Source organism: Pedococcus aerophilus, from assembly GCF_039532215.1.
In the GTDB taxonomy this organism is placed as follows: Bacteria; Actinomycetota; Actinomycetes; order Actinomycetales; family Dermatophilaceae; genus Pedococcus; species Pedococcus aerophilus.
Genome location: NZ_BAAARN010000005.1, coordinates 22,622 through 38,760, shown reverse-complemented (window position 1 = coordinate 38,760; position 16,139 = coordinate 22,622). Strand labels below are relative to the sequence as shown.

The 16,139-nt window shown below is 71.0% G+C and carries 14 protein-coding genes and 1 other RNA gene; 9 read left to right on the top strand and 6 right to left on the bottom strand.

What is annotated here, in order from left to right; all coding sequences use genetic code 11:
• The first annotated feature begins 174 nt into the window (after nt 1–174).
• From ftsE to ABD286_RS16840, 5 genes are all read left to right on the top strand, one after another.
• The gene (ftsE, locus tag ABD286_RS16860; RefSeq protein WP_344195600.1) at nt 175–864 is read left to right on the top strand and encodes a cell division ATP-binding protein FtsE; all 690 of its coding nucleotides are present in this window, start codon (nt 175–177) and stop codon (nt 862–864) included.
• A 33-nt stretch (nt 865–897) separates the two neighbouring features.
• The gene (gene ftsX / locus ABD286_RS16855) at nt 898–1,803 is read left to right on the top strand and encodes a permease-like cell division protein FtsX (protein WP_344195598.1); all 906 of its coding nucleotides are present in this window, start codon (nt 898–900) and stop codon (nt 1,801–1,803) included.
• Between the two features lie 144 nt (nt 1,804–1,947).
• On the top strand, nt 1,948–3,378 hold the full coding sequence (locus ABD286_RS16850; protein WP_344195596.1) for a peptidoglycan DD-metalloendopeptidase family protein: 1,431 nt from the start codon (nt 1,948–1,950) through the stop codon (nt 3,376–3,378).
• 103 nt (nt 3,379–3,481) lie between these two features.
• Nucleotides 3,482–3,964 (top strand): SsrA-binding protein SmpB, encoded by a 483-nt coding sequence (gene smpB / locus ABD286_RS16845; RefSeq protein WP_344195594.1) that lies wholly within the window; start codon nt 3,482–3,484, stop codon nt 3,962–3,964.
• Nucleotides 3,961–5,955, top strand: a complete 1,995-nt coding sequence (locus tag ABD286_RS16840) for a DUF2207 domain-containing protein (protein WP_344195592.1) — start codon at nt 3,961–3,963, stop codon at nt 5,953–5,955. Before smpB ends, ABD286_RS16840 begins: the two co-directional genes overlap by 4 nt.
• Nucleotides 5,956–6,097: 142 nt before the next feature.
• On the opposite strand, the gene ABD286_RS16835 is transcribed toward ABD286_RS16840, so the two are convergent.
• The 3 genes from ABD286_RS16835 to ABD286_RS16825 all read right to left on the bottom strand — a co-directional run bounded on the left by ABD286_RS16835 (nt 6,098) and on the right by ABD286_RS16825 (nt 10,721).
• Nucleotides 6,098–6,271, bottom strand: coding sequence for a CsbD family protein (locus ABD286_RS16835; protein WP_344195590.1), 174 nt, complete (start codon nt 6,269–6,271; stop codon nt 6,098–6,100).
• Between the two features lie 221 nt (nt 6,272–6,492).
• On the bottom strand, nt 6,493–9,873 hold the full coding sequence (locus ABD286_RS16830) for a pyruvate carboxylase (RefSeq protein WP_344195588.1): 3,381 nt from the start codon (nt 9,871–9,873) through the stop codon (nt 6,493–6,495).
• Nucleotides 9,874–10,106: 233 nt separating this feature from the next.
• A complete protein-coding gene (locus ABD286_RS16825) occupies nt 10,107–10,721 on the bottom strand; it encodes an NAD(P)-dependent oxidoreductase (protein WP_344195586.1) in 615 nt (204 codons plus the stop codon).
• A 91-nt stretch (nt 10,722–10,812) separates the two neighbouring features.
• On the opposite strand from ABD286_RS16825, the gene ABD286_RS16820 reads away from it, so the two are divergent.
• Both ABD286_RS16820 and ABD286_RS16815 read left to right on the top strand, forming a co-directional pair.
• Nucleotides 10,813–11,274 (top strand): winged helix-turn-helix transcriptional regulator, encoded by a 462-nt coding sequence (locus tag ABD286_RS16820; RefSeq protein ID WP_344195584.1) that lies wholly within the window; start codon nt 10,813–10,815, stop codon nt 11,272–11,274.
• 166 nt (nt 11,275–11,440) lie between these two features.
• The gene (locus tag ABD286_RS16815; protein WP_344195582.1) at nt 11,441–12,334 is read left to right on the top strand and encodes a phosphatidylinositol-specific phospholipase C/glycerophosphodiester phosphodiesterase family protein; all 894 of its coding nucleotides are present in this window, start codon (nt 11,441–11,443) and stop codon (nt 12,332–12,334) included.
• An 84-nt stretch (nt 12,335–12,418) separates the two neighbouring features.
• On the opposite strand, the gene ABD286_RS16810 is transcribed toward ABD286_RS16815, so the two are convergent.
• On the bottom strand, nt 12,419–13,441 hold the full coding sequence (locus tag ABD286_RS16810; RefSeq protein WP_344195580.1) for an NADP-dependent oxidoreductase: 1,023 nt from the start codon (nt 13,439–13,441) through the stop codon (nt 12,419–12,421).
• A 266-nt stretch (nt 13,442–13,707) separates the two neighbouring features.
• On the opposite strand from ABD286_RS16810, the gene ssrA reads away from it, so the two are divergent.
• Nucleotides 13,708–14,074, top strand: a transfer-messenger RNA (tmRNA) gene (gene ssrA / locus ABD286_RS16805).
• Between the two features lie 118 nt (nt 14,075–14,192).
• The gene (locus tag ABD286_RS16800; protein WP_344195578.1) at nt 14,193–15,053 is read left to right on the top strand and encodes a phosphatase PAP2 family protein; all 861 of its coding nucleotides are present in this window, start codon (nt 14,193–14,195) and stop codon (nt 15,051–15,053) included.
• Here ABD286_RS16800 and ABD286_RS16795 read toward each other — a convergent pair.
• Together ABD286_RS16795 and trxA are read right to left on the bottom strand one after the other, a co-directional pair.
• Nucleotides 15,050–15,685, bottom strand: coding sequence for a hypothetical protein (locus ABD286_RS16795; protein WP_344195576.1), 636 nt, complete (start codon nt 15,683–15,685; stop codon nt 15,050–15,052). The two genes, ABD286_RS16800 and ABD286_RS16795, sit on opposite strands and share 4 nt — an antisense overlap.
• Nucleotides 15,686–15,758: 73 nt before the next feature.
• Entirely contained in the window at nt 15,759–16,139 is a 381-nt protein-coding gene (gene trxA / locus ABD286_RS16790) for a thioredoxin (protein ID WP_344195574.1), read from the bottom strand.

The window sequence follows — 16,139 nt, the reverse complement described above, 5'->3', positions numbered from 1 at the left end:
CTCCTCCCCACGCACCGCGGCCCCTCCCCGCGCACCCGGCCGCAACGCCGAGCAGGCGCTGCTGCGCGGCATACGCAGGTCTGCGACCTATCCTCGTGGGGGTCGTGCGCGGGCAGCCGCGCGTGACCGGTATGCCGTCCCATCCAGCCCCCCGGTAAGGCTCACGACCCGCGCATGATCCGTTTCGAGAACGTCAGCAAGGTCTATCCCCGGTCCAGCCGACCGGCGCTGAGCGACATCAACCTCGAGATCGAGCGAGGAGAGTTCGTCTTCGTCGTCGGGTCCTCCGGATCGGGCAAGTCGACCCTCCTGCGCCTCGTGCTCAAGGAGGAGGGCGTCTCCCAGGGAGCCGTCCTCGTCGCCGGGCAGGAGGTCGGTCGCCTGCCGCAGCGCAAGGTGCCGCGCCTGCGCCGCGAGATCGGGACGGTCTTCCAGGACTTCAGGCTGCTGCCCAACAAGACGGTCTACCAGAACGTCGCCTTCGCGCTCCAGGTCCTCGGCCGCTCGCGGCACGCCATCCGCCAGGTCGTCCCCGAGACCCTGGAGATGGTGGGCCTGGACGGCAAGGAGAAGCGCCTGCCGCACGAGCTCTCCGGTGGTGAGCAGCAGCGGGTGGCGATCGCCCGCGCGTTCGTCAACAAGCCGCCGATCCTGCTGTGCGACGAGCCCACCGGCAACCTCGACCCGACGACCAGCCTCGACATCGTGCGCCTGCTGGACCGGATCAACCGCACCGGCACCACGATCGTCATGGCCACGCACGACGACGACATCGTCGACCAGCTGCGCAAGCGTGTCGTCGAGCTGAAGAACGGCCACATCATCCGCGACGAGAACAAGGGCGTCTACGGCAGCGGTCGCTGACCGCAGGCCACGGACGTCGGGAGACCTCACCCCATGCGACTGCAGTTCATGCTCAGCGAGATCTGGACCGGCCTGCGCCGGAACCTCTCGATCGCCGTCTCGGTCATGCTCGTGACCACGGTCTCGCTGTACCTCCTCGGGCTCGGGCTGCTGCTCCAGCGCGAGGTCGACACCCTCAAGGGCTTCTGGTACGACCGGATCCAGGTCTCGATCTTCATGTGCGGCGAGGACTCCGCCGAGCCCAACTGCGCCGGCCGCACGGTGACCGACGAGCAGCGGACCGCCCTCAAGGACCAGCTCGACCAGATGAAGCCGCTGGTCAAGAATGTCTACTTCGAGTCCGAGCAGCAGGCCTACGACCGCTTCCAGGAGCAGTTCCGCAACAGCCCCCTCGCCAGCAACATCCGGGTCGGCGACATCCCGCAGAGCTACCGCGTGCAGCTGTCCGACCCCACGAAGTACGACGTGGTCGTGAGTGCGTTCCAAGGCGCCCCGGGGGTGGGACGCGTCCAGGACCAGCAGAAGACGCTCGACAAGCTCTTCACCGTCATGAACGGTGTCACGGTCGCCTCGCTCGGGTTGGCGTTCATCATGATCATCTGCGCCGTCCTGCTCATGGCCACGACGATCAGGCAGGCCGCCTTCACCCGCCGAAGAGAGACCGGCATCATGAAGCTGGTCGGGGCGAGCAACCTGACGATCCGGCTGCCCTTCGTCATGGAGATCGTGCTGGCCACCCTCGTCGGGGTGGGCGCCGCGGTCGGCCTGCTCTACGCGACGATCCACTACCTGACCGGGTACGTCGCGCGGGAGCTCCCGGACGTGGCCATCGTCGGTGCCGGGGACGTGTGGGTCATCGCCCCCACGCTCGCGGCGATCATGCTCATCATCGCCATCGTCACGTCCTGGGCGACGCTGCGCCGCTACCTGCGCGTCTGATCGTTCGAGCCTCCGAGCCTCCGAGCCTCCGAGCCTCCGAGCCTCCGAGCGCCGCGCCCGGGTCGGCCGATCGGCGGATTCACAGGTGTGGATCCGCCGCCAAATCCCCTGAAACCGGTGAGCCCTGTGTTACGAATGAGGCCTATGAGCGCCATCCCCCCGCGTCGCCGCGCGTCTCACCCGGTCCGGCTGACCAGCCTGGGCCTCGCCGCGGTGTGCTCGCTCGCCCTGGCCACCCCTTCACTGGCTGCCTCGGCGACCAGCGCGACCGCCCGCGCCGGCGCCGTCGGGGCCCTCGGCGTCGTCGGGGCCGGGACCACGGCAGGCGTTGCGGCTGCGCCGTCGGCCACCGACCCGGGCAAGGCCAAGAAGAAGATCGACAAGGAGATCGACGACCTCCAGGAGCAGCTCGAGGACACCTCGGCCGACCTGCGCGACGCGTACATCGCCCTGCGCCGGACCCAGGCCGCGCTGCCGGAGGCGCAGGCCGTCCTCGACCGGGCGACGAAGCAGATGTCGGCCGCGGACGCCCACAACGACGAGATGGCAGTCGCGCTCGACGTGGCCAGGGCGAACGAGGCCCGTGCGGTCGACGAGCTCGCCGGGACGCGCAAGGACCTCTCGGACACCCGTACCCGTGTGGCGCGCTTCGCCTCGCAGCTCTACCAGGACCAGGGGATGGGGCAGCTGTCCGTCGCGCTCAGTGCCACGACCCCCGAGGACTTCGCGAACCGCATCGCCCTCACCGACACGGTGATGGACGTGCAGAACCAGTCGCTCACCAGGCTGGCGACCGCGCAGGCCGCGGCCCGCGCCCAGGAAGCCCACATCAAGGCCCTCAAGGCGCAGGTGGCCGCAGCCAAGAAGACGGCCGAGCTCGCGCTCGCCCGCGCGACCAAGGCCCGCGCCAGCGCCGCGGCCGCGAAGGCCAGGCTCGACGCCCTCGCCGCGCAGCAGGTCGCCCAGTCCAAGGCCCTGGAGTCCAAGAAGGCGGGCGAGCGCGCCAAGCTCGTCGCCGCCGAGAAGGAGCAGTCCCGCCTCAAGGCCGTGCTCGTCGCGCGCGCCAAGGCAGCCAAGGCCGCTGCTGCCCGCAAGGCCGCGGCCGAGGCCCGAGCCCGGGCCGCTGCCCGCAAGGCGAACAAGCCGATCCCGAAGTCCACCCTGCCGGTCGCTCCGGCGTCCGGTGGCTTCCTCAGCGCCCCGTCGGCCGCGCCCGTGTCCTCCGAGTTCGGGATGCGGTTCCACCCGATCCTGCACTACTGGCGCTTGCACGCCGGCCGGGACTACGCGGCCAGCTGCGGGACGCCGGTCGTGGCCGGTGCCGACGGCACGATCATCTCCGCGGGCTGGGGCGGCGGCTACGGCAACCGCATCATGGTCGACCACGGCGTCCTGCGCGGGGTGAACCTCGTGACGACCTACAACCACCTCAGCAGCTACGCCGTGCGCGGCGGCCACGTCTCGCGTGGCCAGGTCATCGGCTACGTCGGGACGACCGGCTCCTCCACCGGCTGCCACCTGCACTTCGAGACCTACGAGGACGGCACGCCCAAGGACCCGCGGCGCTGGCTCTGAAACCTGCTGGCCCCGGGCCCCCCTCCAACAGGTAGCGTTGCCCTGCTGGTCCGCACCCGGGCCGGCGCACGCACGAGCAGGTGTCGACAGACGGGACAGGGCAGTGGCCAAGGCCAACGACGAGGGTCGCAAGGTGGTCGCGAGCAACCGCAAGGCTCGCCACGACTACCTCATCGAGGACACCTTCGAGGCCGGCCTGGTCCTGATGGGCACCGAGGTGAAGAGCCTGCGGATGGGGCGGGCCTCGCTGATCGACGGGTATGCCGCGTGGCGCGGTGACGAGCTGTGGCTCGAGGGCGTGCACATCCCGGAGTACGTCCAGGGCACCTGGACCAACCACACGCCGAGGCGTCGCCGCAAGCTGCTGCTGCACCGCGCCGAGCTGACCAAGATCATGCGCAAGTCCTCCGAGAGCGGGCACACGATCGTGCCGCTGCAGATGTACTTCAAGGACGGGATCGCCAAGGTCGAGATCGCCGTCGCCAAGGGCAAGCGGCAGTACGACAAGCGGCACGCGCTGCGCGAGCGGCAGGACAACCGCGAGGCCCAGCGGGCCCTCGGCGCGAAGGGTCGCCCTCAGGTATGAGCCGGTTCGGGGGGACCGTGCGACGAAGAGTGCTGGCGGGCTGGGCGGTGGCCCTCGGCCTCGGCCTCCTCGTCCTGTCCGGGGGCGCCGCCAGTGCGGCGGAGGACGACCTCGCCACGAAGTTCCACGTCGACTTCGCCGTCAACGAGGACGGCTCGGTCGATGTCGCCGAGAACATCACGTGGCAGTTCCCGTCCGGCGGGGACCGGCACGGTATCGAGCGCTACGTCACCGTGCGCGCCGGCTACCAGGACCGCCAGGACACCTACCGCGAGTACCCGATCAGCGACGTCACGGCGACCTCGCCGTCCGGCGCCCCCGACGACGTGTCGGTGAGCGACGCCGCCGACGGGACCTCGGTGCGGATCCGGGTCGGCGACCCCGACCAGACCGTCGAGGGCACGCAGACCTACGTCGTCCGCTACCACCTCGACGCCATCGTCAACGGGTTCGACGACCACGCGGAGTTCTACTACAACCTCGTCGGCTCGGCGAACGACAGCACCTACGAGGACGTCAGCGCCTCGGTGACCGGCCCGGGCGCCGCTGACCGCGCCGAGTGCTTCTTCGGCGAGCTCGGGTCGACCGAGCGGTGCGAGGCGACCCCGGGTGCCACGGCCCGGTTCGGTGCCGCCCGGGTCGACCCCGGTCAGGGCGTCTCGATCCTCGTCTCGCTGCCCCGCGACGGCTTCGGCGACCTCTCGCCGGTGCTGCACGAGGGCGAGGTCTCCAGCGACGGCGGGGTCATCACGACGCAGGGGTCCAAGGCCCTCGGGGCACTTGCCCTCGGCGCCGGGGTCACCCTTCCGCTGCTCGCCGCCGGGCTGATGGGAACGCTCGTCTACACCCGTGGTCGCGACGAGCAGTACGCCGGCGTGACCCCCGGCCTGACTCCGGGCCTGACTCCGGGTCTCGATCCGGGCGGCAGCCAAGGCTCCCCGGGAGCCGGCGCAGGCGCCATACCCAGCGCCGTCTCCGGCGGGGACGCCCGCGTGACCCGCGCCGGCAAGCGCGTCGTCGCGGTCCAGTTCACCCCGCCGCAGGGGGTGCCGCCGGGTCTGGTGGGCACCGTCATCGACGAGACCGCCAACACGGTCGACGTGTCCGCGACACTGGTCGACCTCGCGGTGCGCGGCCACCTCACCATCGAGCCGATCGAGTCCGGGATGTTCGGCGGCAAGGACTGGCGCCTCACCCGGACCACGCCGACCGCAGCCCAGGCGGCGGTGCCCCTGCACCCCTACGAGGAGGCATTGCTCGCGGGGGTCTTCGCCACTGCTCCTGTCCGCGACCTGTCCGACCTGAAGAACACCTTCAAGCCGACCCTGTCCCGCGTCCAGTCGCTGATGTACGACGAGGTCGTACGGCGGGGATGGTTCCGGCGCTCCCCACAGGCGCAGCGAGGAGCGTGGACGACGCTGGGCGGCCTGCTCGTCTTCGTGCCGGTGTTCTTCGGCATCTGGCTCGGCGGCCCGTTGATGAGCCTGGGCTCCAGTAGCAGCCTCGGGATCCCGCCGGGGTTCGCCCTCGTCGGCGGCAGCGTGCTGGCCGGTGGCATCGTGCTCCTCCTCGGACGCCGGATGGCCGCCCGCACCGCCGAGGGCAGCGCCGTGCTGGCCCAGTCCGAGGGCTTCAGGCAGTACCTCGTGACGGCAGAGGCCTCGCAGATCAGGTGGGAGGAGGCGCAGGACGTCTTCAGCCGCTACCTGCCCTACGCCATCGTCTTCGGGGTGTCCTCGCAGTGGGCCTCGACCTTCGAGAAGGTCGCCGAGGCGGCGGCCGCCGCCGGGCACACCCTCACCCCGCCGCTGTGGTACCTCGGCGGCAGCATGAACTCCTTCGGCGGGATCGCCGACGGCATGGACTCGTTCGCGACGACCGCCGGTGGCACGTTCACGAGCACGCCCGGCAGCTCGGGCGGCTCGGGGTTCTCCGGGGGAGGCGGGTTCTCCGGCGGCGGGGGCGGCGGCTCGTCAGGCGGCTCCTGGTAGGCAGCCCCGACACGACGAAGCGGGGGTTGCCCAGGGAAAGCAGGACGAACAAGTCCCGTGTCCCCGAGCAACCCCCGCTTCGCGGTGCGTGGTGCGGTGCTGCGTGGTGCGGTGCTGCGGTCGTGCTGGTGCCGCGGCCGGCTCAGTGCTTGAAGGCGTCCTTGGCCTTCTCGCCGGCCTGCTTGACGTCGGCCTCGGCCTGGTCGGCCTTGCCCTCGCCCTCGAGGCGCTCGTTGTCGGTCGCCTTGCCGGTGGCTTCCTTCGCCTTGCCCACGAGGTCGTCCTTGGTGTTGTCGAGCTTGTCGGTGAGTCCCATGGTGTGCTCCCTTGTCTGCAGGTGACGCCGGACGCTGCGCCCGACGCTCGAGCACGGCAGGCGACGCCTGCCGACCGATCTGTCCGCACGGGGAGTTGGCCGCTTCTTGACCACCGTGCCCTTCGACCGTAACCCGGTTCGGGAGAAGTCGCAGGTCAGGGCTCTGCCAGGCGTCCAGCCCGTGGGCGGTGACCCCGCTCGCGGGTATGCCGCGTGGCCGGTCAGCCGCCGAGGACCAGCAGGAGGTCCCCACCCTCGACCTGCTGCTGCGAGCCGATCGCGAGCCGGGCGACGGTTCCGGAGACGGGGGCGGTGATGCTGGCCTCCATCTTCATCGCCTCGATCGTGGCAACGACGGCGCCGGCCTCCACGGACGACCCCTCCTCGACAGCCAGGCTGACCACCCCGGCGAACGGTGCCGCCACCTGCTTCTGGTCGGAGGGGTCCGCCTTCTCGGCAGCCTTGACGTCGACGGCGACCTTCTCGTCGCGCACCTGCACCGGCCGCAGCTGACCCCCCATGGTGAACATGACCGTCCGCATCCCGCGCTCGTCGGCGTCGGACACCGACTGGAGCCCGATGAGCAGGCGCTTGCCCGGCTCGAGGTCGATCTCGTGCTCGGTGCCGACCTCGATCCCGTGCAGGAACTCGCGGGTGCCGAGGACCGCGAGGTCGGAGTAGGAGTCCCGGGACTTCTGGAAGTCCTTGGTCGGCCCGGGGAAGAGCAGCCGGTTCAGCGTCTGGCGGGGAGCGGCCCGCAGGGCCTGGGCGTCCTCGTGCGAGAGGTCGGTGACCCGTGGCTTGGGGTTGCGACCCTCGAGCGCCTTGGTGCGGAACGGCTCGGGCCATCCGCCGGGCGGGTCACCGAGCTCGCCGGAGAGGAAGCCGATGACCGAGTCGGGGATGTCGTACTTCGTCGGGTTGGCCTCGAAGTCGGCCGGGTCGGCCTTGGCTCCCACGAGGGCCAGCGCGAGGTCGCCGACGACCTTGCTGCTGGGGGTCACCTTGACGATGTTGCCGAGGATGCGGTTGGCCGCGGCATAGGTGTCCTCGACCGCCTCGAACCGGTCGCCGAGGCCGAGGGCGATGGCCTGCTGGCGCAGGTTCGACAGCTGCCCGCCCGGGATCTCGTGCGTGTAGACCCGCCCGGTGGGGGAGGGCAGTCCCGACTCGAAGGGGAAGTACAGCTGGCGCACGGCCTCCCAGTAGGGCTCGAGGTCGCACGCGGCCTGCAGGCTCAGGCCGGTCTCGCGGGCCGTGCCGTCGGTGGCGGCGATGAGTGCCGACATGGCCGGCTGGCTCGTCGTGCCCGACATGGACGCGCTCGCGACGTCGACGGCGTCGACCCCCGCGTCGATGGCGGCCAGGAGGGTGGCGAGCTGGCCGCCGGGGGTGTCGTGGGTGTGCAGGTGCACCGGTTGGTCGAACCGCTCGCGCAGTGCCGTCACCAGGGTCCGTGCGGCGGGGGCGCGCAGCAGGCCGGCCATGTCCTTGATGGCGATGATGTGCGCGCCGGCCTCGGCGATCTGCTCGGCGAGGCGCAGGTAGTAGTCCAGCGTGTAGAGCTTCTCGCCGGGGCTGGTGAGGTCGCCGGTGTAGCAGAGCGCGACCTCCGCCACCGCCGTGCCGGTGGCGCGCACGGCGTCGATGGCCGGACGCATCTGGTTGACGTCGTTGAGCGCGTCGAAGATCCGGAAGATGTCGATGCCGGTCGCCGCGGCCTCGGTGACGAACGCGTCCGTGACCGCAGTCGGGTATGGCGTGTAGCCGACCGTGTTGCGCCCGCGCAGGAGCATCTGGAGCGGCAGGTTGGGCATGGCCGAGCGCAGCTGGGCGAGCCGGTCCCACGGGTCCTCGGCGAGGAAGCGCAGCGCCACGTCGTAGGTCGCGCCGCCCCAGGCCTCGACGCTGAACAGCTGCGGCGTCAGCCGGGCGACGTGCGGGGCGACGTGCATGAGGTCGCGGGTGCGGATGCGCGTGGCGAGCAGCGACTGGTGGGCGTCGCGGAAGGTGGTCTCGGTGACGCCGACGGCCTCCTGCGCCCGCAGGGCGTCGGCGAAGGCCTGCGGCCCCTCGCGCAGCAGCCGGTCCCTCGCACCAGGGGGCACCGGCGTGCCGGCATCGAGCTCGGGCAGCTTCGAGCGCGGTGAGACCTGGGTGCGACCGGCGCCGTGGGGCTGGTTCACCGTGACCTCGGCGAGGTAGGTGAGCAGCTTGGTGCCACGGTCGGCGGAGATGCGCGCCGTGCGCAGCTCGGGTCGCTGGTCGATGAACGAGGTCGAGAGCCGCCCGGCCTGGAAGTCGGGCTCCTCGAGCAGGGCCTGGAGGAAGGGGATGTTCGTCGAGACACCACGGATCCGGAACTCCGCGAGTGCGCGACGGGCGCGCCGTACCGCCGTCGGGAAGTCCCGCCCCCGGCAGGTGAGCTTGACGAGCATCGAGTCGAAGTGGGCACCGATCTCGGCGCCGACGAACACCGTGCCACCGTCGAGGCGGACGCCCGCGCCACCGGCGGAGCGGTAGGTCGTGATGCGGCCGGTGTCGGGGCGGAACTCGTTGGCCGGGTCCTCGGTGGTGATGCGGCACTGGAGGGCGGCGCCGCGGATCTGCAGCGAGTCCTGCGACAGGCCGAGGTCGGCGAGGGTCTCACCGCTGGCGATCCGCATCTGCGAGCTGACGAGGTCGACGTCGGTGATCTCCTCGGTGACCGTGTGCTCGACCTGGATGCGGGGGTTCATCTCGATGAAGACGTAGCGGCCGTCGGGGGCGAGGAGGAACTCGACCGTGCCCGCGTTGACGTAGCCGATCTCCTTGGCGAAGGCGACGGCGTGGGCGCACATCTCCTCGCGCAGGGCCGGGTCGAGGTTCGGCGCCGGGGCGATCTCGACGACCTTCTGGTGGCGGCGCTGGACCGAGCAGTCGCGCTCGAAGAGGTGGATGACGTTGCCCTCGCCGTCGGCGAGGATCTGCACCTCGATGTGGCGGGGGCTGACCACGGCCTCCTCGAGGAACACGGTCGCGTCACCGAACGCCGACTCGGCCTCGCGCATGCAGGCCTCGAGCGACTCCCGCAGGTCCTCGCGGCGCTCGACGCGCCGCATGCCGCGACCGCCACCGCCGGCCACCGCCTTGGCGAACACGGGGAAGCCGATCTCCTCGGCACCCTTGACGAGCTCGTCGACGTCGGTGCTGGGGGCGGCGCTGCGCAACGTCGGCAGGCCCGCCTTCTTGGCCGCGGCGATGGCGCGGGCCTTGTTGCCGGTGAGGTGCAGCACCGAGGCGGGCGGCCCGACGAACGTCACGCCGGCTGCGGCGCAGGCCTCGGCGAGGTCGGGGTTCTCCGAGAGGAAGCCGTACCCGGGGTAGACGGCGTCGGCGCCTGCCTCGACGGCGGTGCGCACGATGCCCTCGGGGTCGAGGTAGGCCCGAACCGGGTGCCCGGCCTCGCCGATCTCGTACGCCTCGTCGGCCTTGAGCACGTGCTCGGACTTGCGGTCCTCGTGGGGGAAGACCGCGACGGTCTTGGCCCCCAGCTCTGTGGCGGCCCGGAAGGCCCGGACCGCGATCTCACCTCGGTTGCTGACGAGCACCTTGCTGAACACGAGACCTCCTGCGACAACTGCTGGCAAGACCACTGGGACGAGCGTGCAGGGCGATCCTAGTGAGCGTTCGCGGGCTGAGACCGGGCGACCGCGATGCGGACATGGCTGCGGGCGGACCGGTGGTGACCGGTCCGCCCGCGATGGCCGCGCCGCTGGTGGGAGGTGGGCGGGAGGGGTATGGCGCGTGGCCGCCGAGTCGGGTCCGCACCCTCGGCGGCAGGCCGGCCGACCCCTCAGCCGGCGGCGGTGAAGCGCTGCCGACGGTGCCGCGGCTGCTCGAGCTCGTCGACGAGGGCGACGGCGTAGTCCTCGGCGCTGATCTGGCTGCCCACGAGCTCGTCGAGCCCGAGGGTGTAGGTGCCGGTGCGCTCGCCGGGCGCGATGGCCGGGGCGGGGGAGAAGTAGGTCCAGTCGAGCTCGGCCGGTGCGGCGCGGAACAGGTCGAGGGTGGCGGCGCCCGAGGTGGCCTCGGCCTTGTACTCCTCGGGGAACCCTTCGCTGTCGAGCAGGCGGGTGCCGTCGGGGAGTCGGAGCGAGCCGGCGCCGCCCACGAAGACGACGCGCGTCGACCCGGCGTGGTCGATGAGGTTCTGGGTGGCGGCGATCCACGGCTCGTGGCTCTCGCCGGTGCGGCTGGGGCCGGTGGCCGACACGATCACGTCGTGGGCGCTCGCGGCCTCGCTGACGGACGTGGGGTCGCCGAGGTCGCCGGTGGCGGACTCGACGCCGTCGACACCGGCATCGGCGCCGCGGCGCGACAGTGCGGTGACGTGGTGGCCGCGGCTGACGGCCTCACGGGCGATGCGGCTGCCGATCGTGCCGGTGGCGCCGAAGAGGGCGATCTTCATGGTGCTGCTCCTGGTCTGCTGGGGTCGGGTGGACGTTCGAGGTGACAGTAACCAATGGTAACTGGGTACTTCAACGTGCTATAAGTACCTGATGGTTACCGTGGCTCGTACCAGCCTGTCCGACCGGTCCGACCTGACCGACCTGTCCGACTCGTCTGCTCGGTCTGCTCGGTCATGGGCCGACCGGGGAGACGCGTTCGACCCCGACTGCCCCACTCGGGTCGTGCTCGACCGCGTCGGCGACAAGTGGACGGCCCTGGTCATCGGGGCGCTGTCGGAGCAGGTGCTGCGGTTCACCGAGCTGCGGGCCGCGGTGGGGGGAGTGGCGCCCAAGGTGCTCACCCAGACCCTGCGCGCCCTCGAGCGCGACGGGCTGGTCACGCGGACCGTCCACGCCCAGGTGCCGCCGCGCGTCGACTACGAGCTCACCGACCTCGGTCGGTCCCTCATCGTCCCGATCGCAGCGCTCACCGACTGGGCCGAGACCCACGTCGGCGAGATCCTCGCTGCCAGGGAGCGTTCCGACTCCGCGGTCTCCGCCGGCTCGATGTGACCACTGATTCGAGGTGACTACTGATTCGAGGTGACCACTGATTCGATGTCGACGCGCCGGGGTTCCCGGGCGTGTTCACCTCGACCCGAGTCGTCACCTCCCGTGCATCTTCACGTCACCCGGCGGCACTGGCACGAACAGGACGAAAAGGACGACAGTGGAGGGCATGTCCTCGTTCCGACGTCTTGCCGCCCCGGTCCTCGCTGCCGTCGCCACCCTGGCCGTGGCGACCGCCCCGTCTGCGCTGGCCGACCCCGCGCCGTCCGGCCGACCGGGGGTGTCGACGGTCCAACCGCTCGAGCGGGCCCATGCCCACAACGACTACGAGCACGACCGGCCCCTGCTCGACGCCCTTGACCACGGCTTCACCTCGGTCGAGGCCGATGTCTGGCTCGTCGACGGTGAGCTGTACATCGGGCACGACGGGCCGGACCTGACGCGGACGCTGGAGTCGACCTACCTCGCACCCCTGGCCCAGCGCTGGCGCCAGAACGGCGGCTCGGTCCACCCGCATTGGAGGGGCTCCCTGCGCCTGCTCATCGACGTCAAGAGCGAGGGCACGGCGGCGTACCCCGTCATCGAGCGTGCCCTGGCCCGTCACCCGGAGCTGCTCACCGCCTACCGGAACGGGCGGGTCCACGAGCGCGGGGTCACGGCGGTCCTGTCGGGCAACCGCGACCTCGCCGCCATGCGGGCGGCGACGACGCGCTTCGCCTTCTATGACGGGCGCCTCGCCGACCTCGAGTCGGGGCTGCCCTCCAGCCTGATGCCGCTGGTCAGCGACAACTGGACCAAGGTCTTCACCTGGAACGGCGTGGGTCCGATGCCTGCCGGCGAGCGAGCGAGGCTGCGGGGGATCGCCGCGACGGCCCACCGCCACGGGTACGACCTGCGCTTCTGGGCGACGGTGGACGTGCCGGGCCCGGCGAGGGACGCCGTGTGGTCCGAGCTGGTCGCGGCCGACGTCGACGCCGTCAACACCGACGACCTCGCCGGGCTCCAGGCGTTCCTGCTCGCCCACGACCCTGCCGAGCGCGAATCCGGGCGTCGCGCCGCCTGACGCCGATGCTCGTGCTGGTTCGATGTGAACGCGCCTGAGTTCTCGGGCGCGTTCACATCGAACCGGGCGAGCGGCGGCCGAGCGTCAGAGGCGGACGACCATCTTGCCGGTGTTGCCTCCGGCGAGCAGGCTGCGGAACCCCTCGACAGCGCTCTCGATGCCCTCGACCGCGGTCTCGCGCCACGCGATCCGGCCGTCGGCGAGCCAGCCCGCCATCTCCTGCTCGAACTCCGGGCGGAGGTCCTCGTGGTCACTGACCAGGAAGCCGCGCAGCGTGAGTCGCTTGCCGATCGCCTGGAACAGGTTGCTCGGTCCCGGCACCGGCTCGGTGGCGTTGTAGGCGGAGATGGCCCCGCAGAGTGCGACGCGACCGTGCAGGCGCAGCGACGACAGGGCAGCCTCGAGGTGGTCACCGCCGACGTTGTCGAAATAGACGTCGATGCCCTCGGGGGCAGCCTCCTCGAGACCGGCCGCGATCGGCTGGGCCTTGTAGTCGACGACGCGGTCGAAGCCGGCCTCGTCGACCGCCCACTGCACCTTCTCCGGACCGCCGGCCGATCCCACGACCAGCGACGCGCCCTTGAGCCGGGCGATCTGGCCGACGAGGGAGCCGACGGCGCCGGCCGCCGCGGAGACGAACACACGGTCGCCCTCCTTGAGCTCGGCGGTGCGGACCAGTCCGGCGTAGGCCGTGCGACCGGTCATGCCCATCACGCCCAGGTAGGCCGACGGCGAGGCGAGCTCGGTGTCGACGACGCGGGTGTGGCGGCCCTCCACGAGCGCGTGGGTCCGCCACCCGTAGGGATGCACGACGGTGTCGCCGACCTGCACCGCGGCACCGGTCGCGTCGGAGACCGTGCCGCCGACCGCTTCGACGACGCCGACGGCGTCACCGGTCATCGGCTGGTCGAGCTCGAACGGCGGGACGTAGGACTTCGCGTCGTTCATCCGACCGCGCATGTAGGGGTCGACCGACAAGAACGTGTTGCGCACGAGCAGCTGCCCGTCACCTGGTGCGTCGAGCTCGGCCTGCACGAGCGCGAAGTCCGCATCGACGGGCTCGCCGTGGGGGCGGCGCACGAGGTGCCACTGGGTGCTGGTCGTCATGGAGGGTCCTTTCACGTGGGGAGTGGGCCGGACTGCGGGCCCGTGGGGGCAACCGGCTCCCGCGCGACGCTGTTCCCGGTATGGCGCGAGGGTGGGATGGCCCACACCGCCGCCCACGCGGCATACGAGGTCCTCGGGGGTGCCTGCGGAAATGGATGCGGGGGCCGCGGGTGTTGGACGCTAGGATTGACGAAGACAACTGAACAGCGTGTGTGTGACACCCCGTGCAACCAGCAGCAGCCTCGTGAGCAGCGGCACCGGAGCATGGGGGTGATCGGTTTCGACATTGGTCGGCATATCAGGGGAAGCGGGTCGAGGATGCCTGGTTATCTCGTAAACGCTCCCGGCAAACCAATAGGTGCCAATTCCAAGCGCACCGACTTCGCCCTCGCCGCCTGAGCGAGCCACGAAGTCCGTCAGCCTGAGCTAGTTCTCGACTCAGTGTCTGGCGTCAACTAGAGAACTTGCTGCGCAGTCATGTCGGGGGACTGCGCGGGACTCTTACTCGACTGGGCCTGTCAGCGGACGTGTGCGCGCGAGCGCTGGGGCCGAGAAAATCCACAGCGCACTGCACCCGGAGAAGCCCTGGTTTCCCGTCAATGGACGCGGGTTCAATTCCCGCCACCTCCACCACTTGTGCCACACACACGCTCCAGCTGTCAGGAGGGCCCGGCTCAGGCGCCGGGCCCTTCGCCGTTCCGGCGGGACTGCTGCTCCGGCACGACCGGGACGGGGCTGCGAGGATGGCGGGATGCTGCGTGACGACACTGCTCACGAGGAGCGGATCGGCTCCCGTGACCTGGCCTCCTGGACCACGCCGGTGGGGCGCGCCGTCGCCCGCGCCGGGGTCGCCGTCGGGCACGGTGCCCTGCGGCTCGGTGCCTGGAGCGCGGCCAACGTCGTCCTGCTGCTGACCGCCCTGGTCGGAGGACTGGTCGTGGTCGGGCTGACCTCGGTGTCCGCGGAGGTCTACGAGTCCGTCATCGAGGCCGACGGCCTGGCGGGCCTGGACCGCCCGGTGCTCGACGCCGCCGTCGGGTGGCGCAGCCCCGGGCTGGACCACGCGATCACCCTCTACACCGATGTCGGTGGACCCATCGGGATGCCGGTGCTGGCGACCCTCGCCACGATCCTCATGGTCTGGCGCTGGCGGTCGCGAACTCCGTTGGTGCTCATGCTCATCGCCGCCGCGGGGTCCCTCGCCATGACGGTCACGGGCAAGGAGCTCATCGGTCGGGCACGTCCTCCGCGCTCGCTGGCCGTCCCACCGTTCGAGAGCTCCCCGTCGTTCCCGAGTGGCCACACCCTCAACGCCACGGTGCTCACCGGGATCGCGGTCTACCTGGTGCTGCGACGCCTCGACAGGAAGCGGGCCCGGACGGCGACCATCCTCGCGGGCGTGGCCTTCGTGGTGTCCATGGGCCTGAGCCGGGTGTTCCTCGGCCACCACTGGTTGACCGATGTGGTCGCGGGCTGGCTGCTGGGCCTGGCGTGGGTCGCGGTCGTCGTGACCGCGCACCGCCTCTACCTCACGGTCCGCCGGGTGGAGCCGGACCGGCCGGGGCCGCTGGATGCCCGGGCGGCACGCAGCCGGACGCAGTCGGTCGACTAGGCGATGTCGGCGACCCAGTGGTCGCCCTGCTGGCGGAAACCGAGCCGCGCGTAGTACGGGTTGACCATCCCCGGGGGCGTGGCGATCTGACGGATCCCCTTGCCCCGGAACAGTCCGCTGTTGCGGTAGACGAACTCGCCGGGGGAGAAGTCGCGGAACCGCGGCGTCACGTAGTCGAGCTCCACCTGCGCCACGCCGTCACCTGCATCGCGGACGACGACCACCCCGACCGTCTCGTTGCCGCGTTCGACGAGGTAGGCGCTGCGGCCCGGGCCCAGGCCGCTGGTAGCAGGGGCGGCGTCGAAGTTCGGGAAGTAGCGCGCGATGTCGCCACCCTGCACCTTGAGGAAGTGCTGGAGGTATGCCTCGTCGGCACCCACGGCCACGACCTCGTAGACCTTCTCGTCCCCGCGCTCGCGCAGGAGCCGCGCGATGAACCACACGTTGATCCCCGCGATGACGATGTTCATGGCGACCATCGGCCACACCATGAGCAGCGCGTTGAACACCGTGAGCGTGCAGCTGGCTACGAGGTTGAGCAGCCGGAAGCGCAGCACCCTGGCCTGGAGGAGCGAGAAGACGAGCAGTGCCGAACCGGCCCACCCGAGAGCCTGAACGGACCACGACGACATGGCTCAAGTGTGGCGCACCGCCAGCACTGGTCGGGACCACCGGCGCCGGTGGGCGACGGCGTCAGGACCGGCCTCAGGACTGGGTCTGGGACCCGGTCTTCTGCGCCTCCACGTCGGCCTTGACGGCGTCCATGTCCAGGCCCTTCACCTTGGTGATGACGTCCTCCAGCATCGGCGCGGGGAGCGCGCCGGCCTGGGCGAAGACGAGGATGCCGTCGCGGAACGCCATGAGCATCGGGATAGAGGTGATGTTGGCGGCGGCCGCCAGCGCCTGCTCGGCCTCGGTGTCGACCTTGCCGAACACGATGTCGGGGTGCTGCTCGGAGGCCGCCTCGTAGACCGGCCCGAAGCGCTTGCACGGGCCGCACCACTCGGCCCAGAAGTCGACGAGGACGGTGCCCTCCTCGAGGATCGTCTTCTCGAAGTTCTGCGCGGTCAGGGTCGTGCTAGCCAT

Bases quoted from the DNA above. Each gene is read 5' to 3' on its own strand.
- trxA (WP_344195574.1), bottom strand. From the start codon at position 16,139: ATGGCTAGCACGACCCTGACCGCGCAGAACTTCGAGAAGACGATCCTC.
- ABD286_RS16810 (WP_344195580.1), bottom strand. From the start codon at position 13,441: ATGACGACCAGCACCCAGTGGCACCTCGTGCGCCGCCCCCACGGCGAG.
- ftsX (WP_344195598.1), top strand. From the start codon at position 898: ATGCGACTGCAGTTCATGCTCAGCGAGATCTGGACCGGCCTGCGCCGG.
- ABD286_RS16800 (WP_344195578.1), top strand. From the start codon at position 14,193: ATGCTGCGTGACGACACTGCTCACGAGGAGCGGATCGGCTCCCGTGAC.
- ABD286_RS16825 (WP_344195586.1), bottom strand. From the start codon at position 10,721: ATGAAGATCGCCCTCTTCGGCGCCACCGGCACGATCGGCAGCCGCATC.
- ftsE (WP_344195600.1), top strand. From the start codon at position 175: ATGATCCGTTTCGAGAACGTCAGCAAGGTCTATCCCCGGTCCAGCCGA.
- ABD286_RS16850 (WP_344195596.1), top strand. From the start codon at position 1,948: ATGAGCGCCATCCCCCCGCGTCGCCGCGCGTCTCACCCGGTCCGGCTG.
- ABD286_RS16815 (WP_344195582.1), top strand. From the start codon at position 11,441: ATGTCCTCGTTCCGACGTCTTGCCGCCCCGGTCCTCGCTGCCGTCGCC.
- ABD286_RS16795 (WP_344195576.1), bottom strand. From the start codon at position 15,685: ATGTCGTCGTGGTCCGTTCAGGCTCTCGGGTGGGCCGGTTCGGCACTG.
- ABD286_RS16835 (WP_344195590.1), bottom strand. From the start codon at position 6,271: ATGGGACTCACCGACAAGCTCGACAACACCAAGGACGACCTCGTGGGC.
- ABD286_RS16840 (WP_344195592.1), top strand. From the start codon at position 3,961: ATGAGCCGGTTCGGGGGGACCGTGCGACGAAGAGTGCTGGCGGGCTGG.
- ABD286_RS16820 (WP_344195584.1), top strand. From the start codon at position 10,813: ATGGTTACCGTGGCTCGTACCAGCCTGTCCGACCGGTCCGACCTGACC.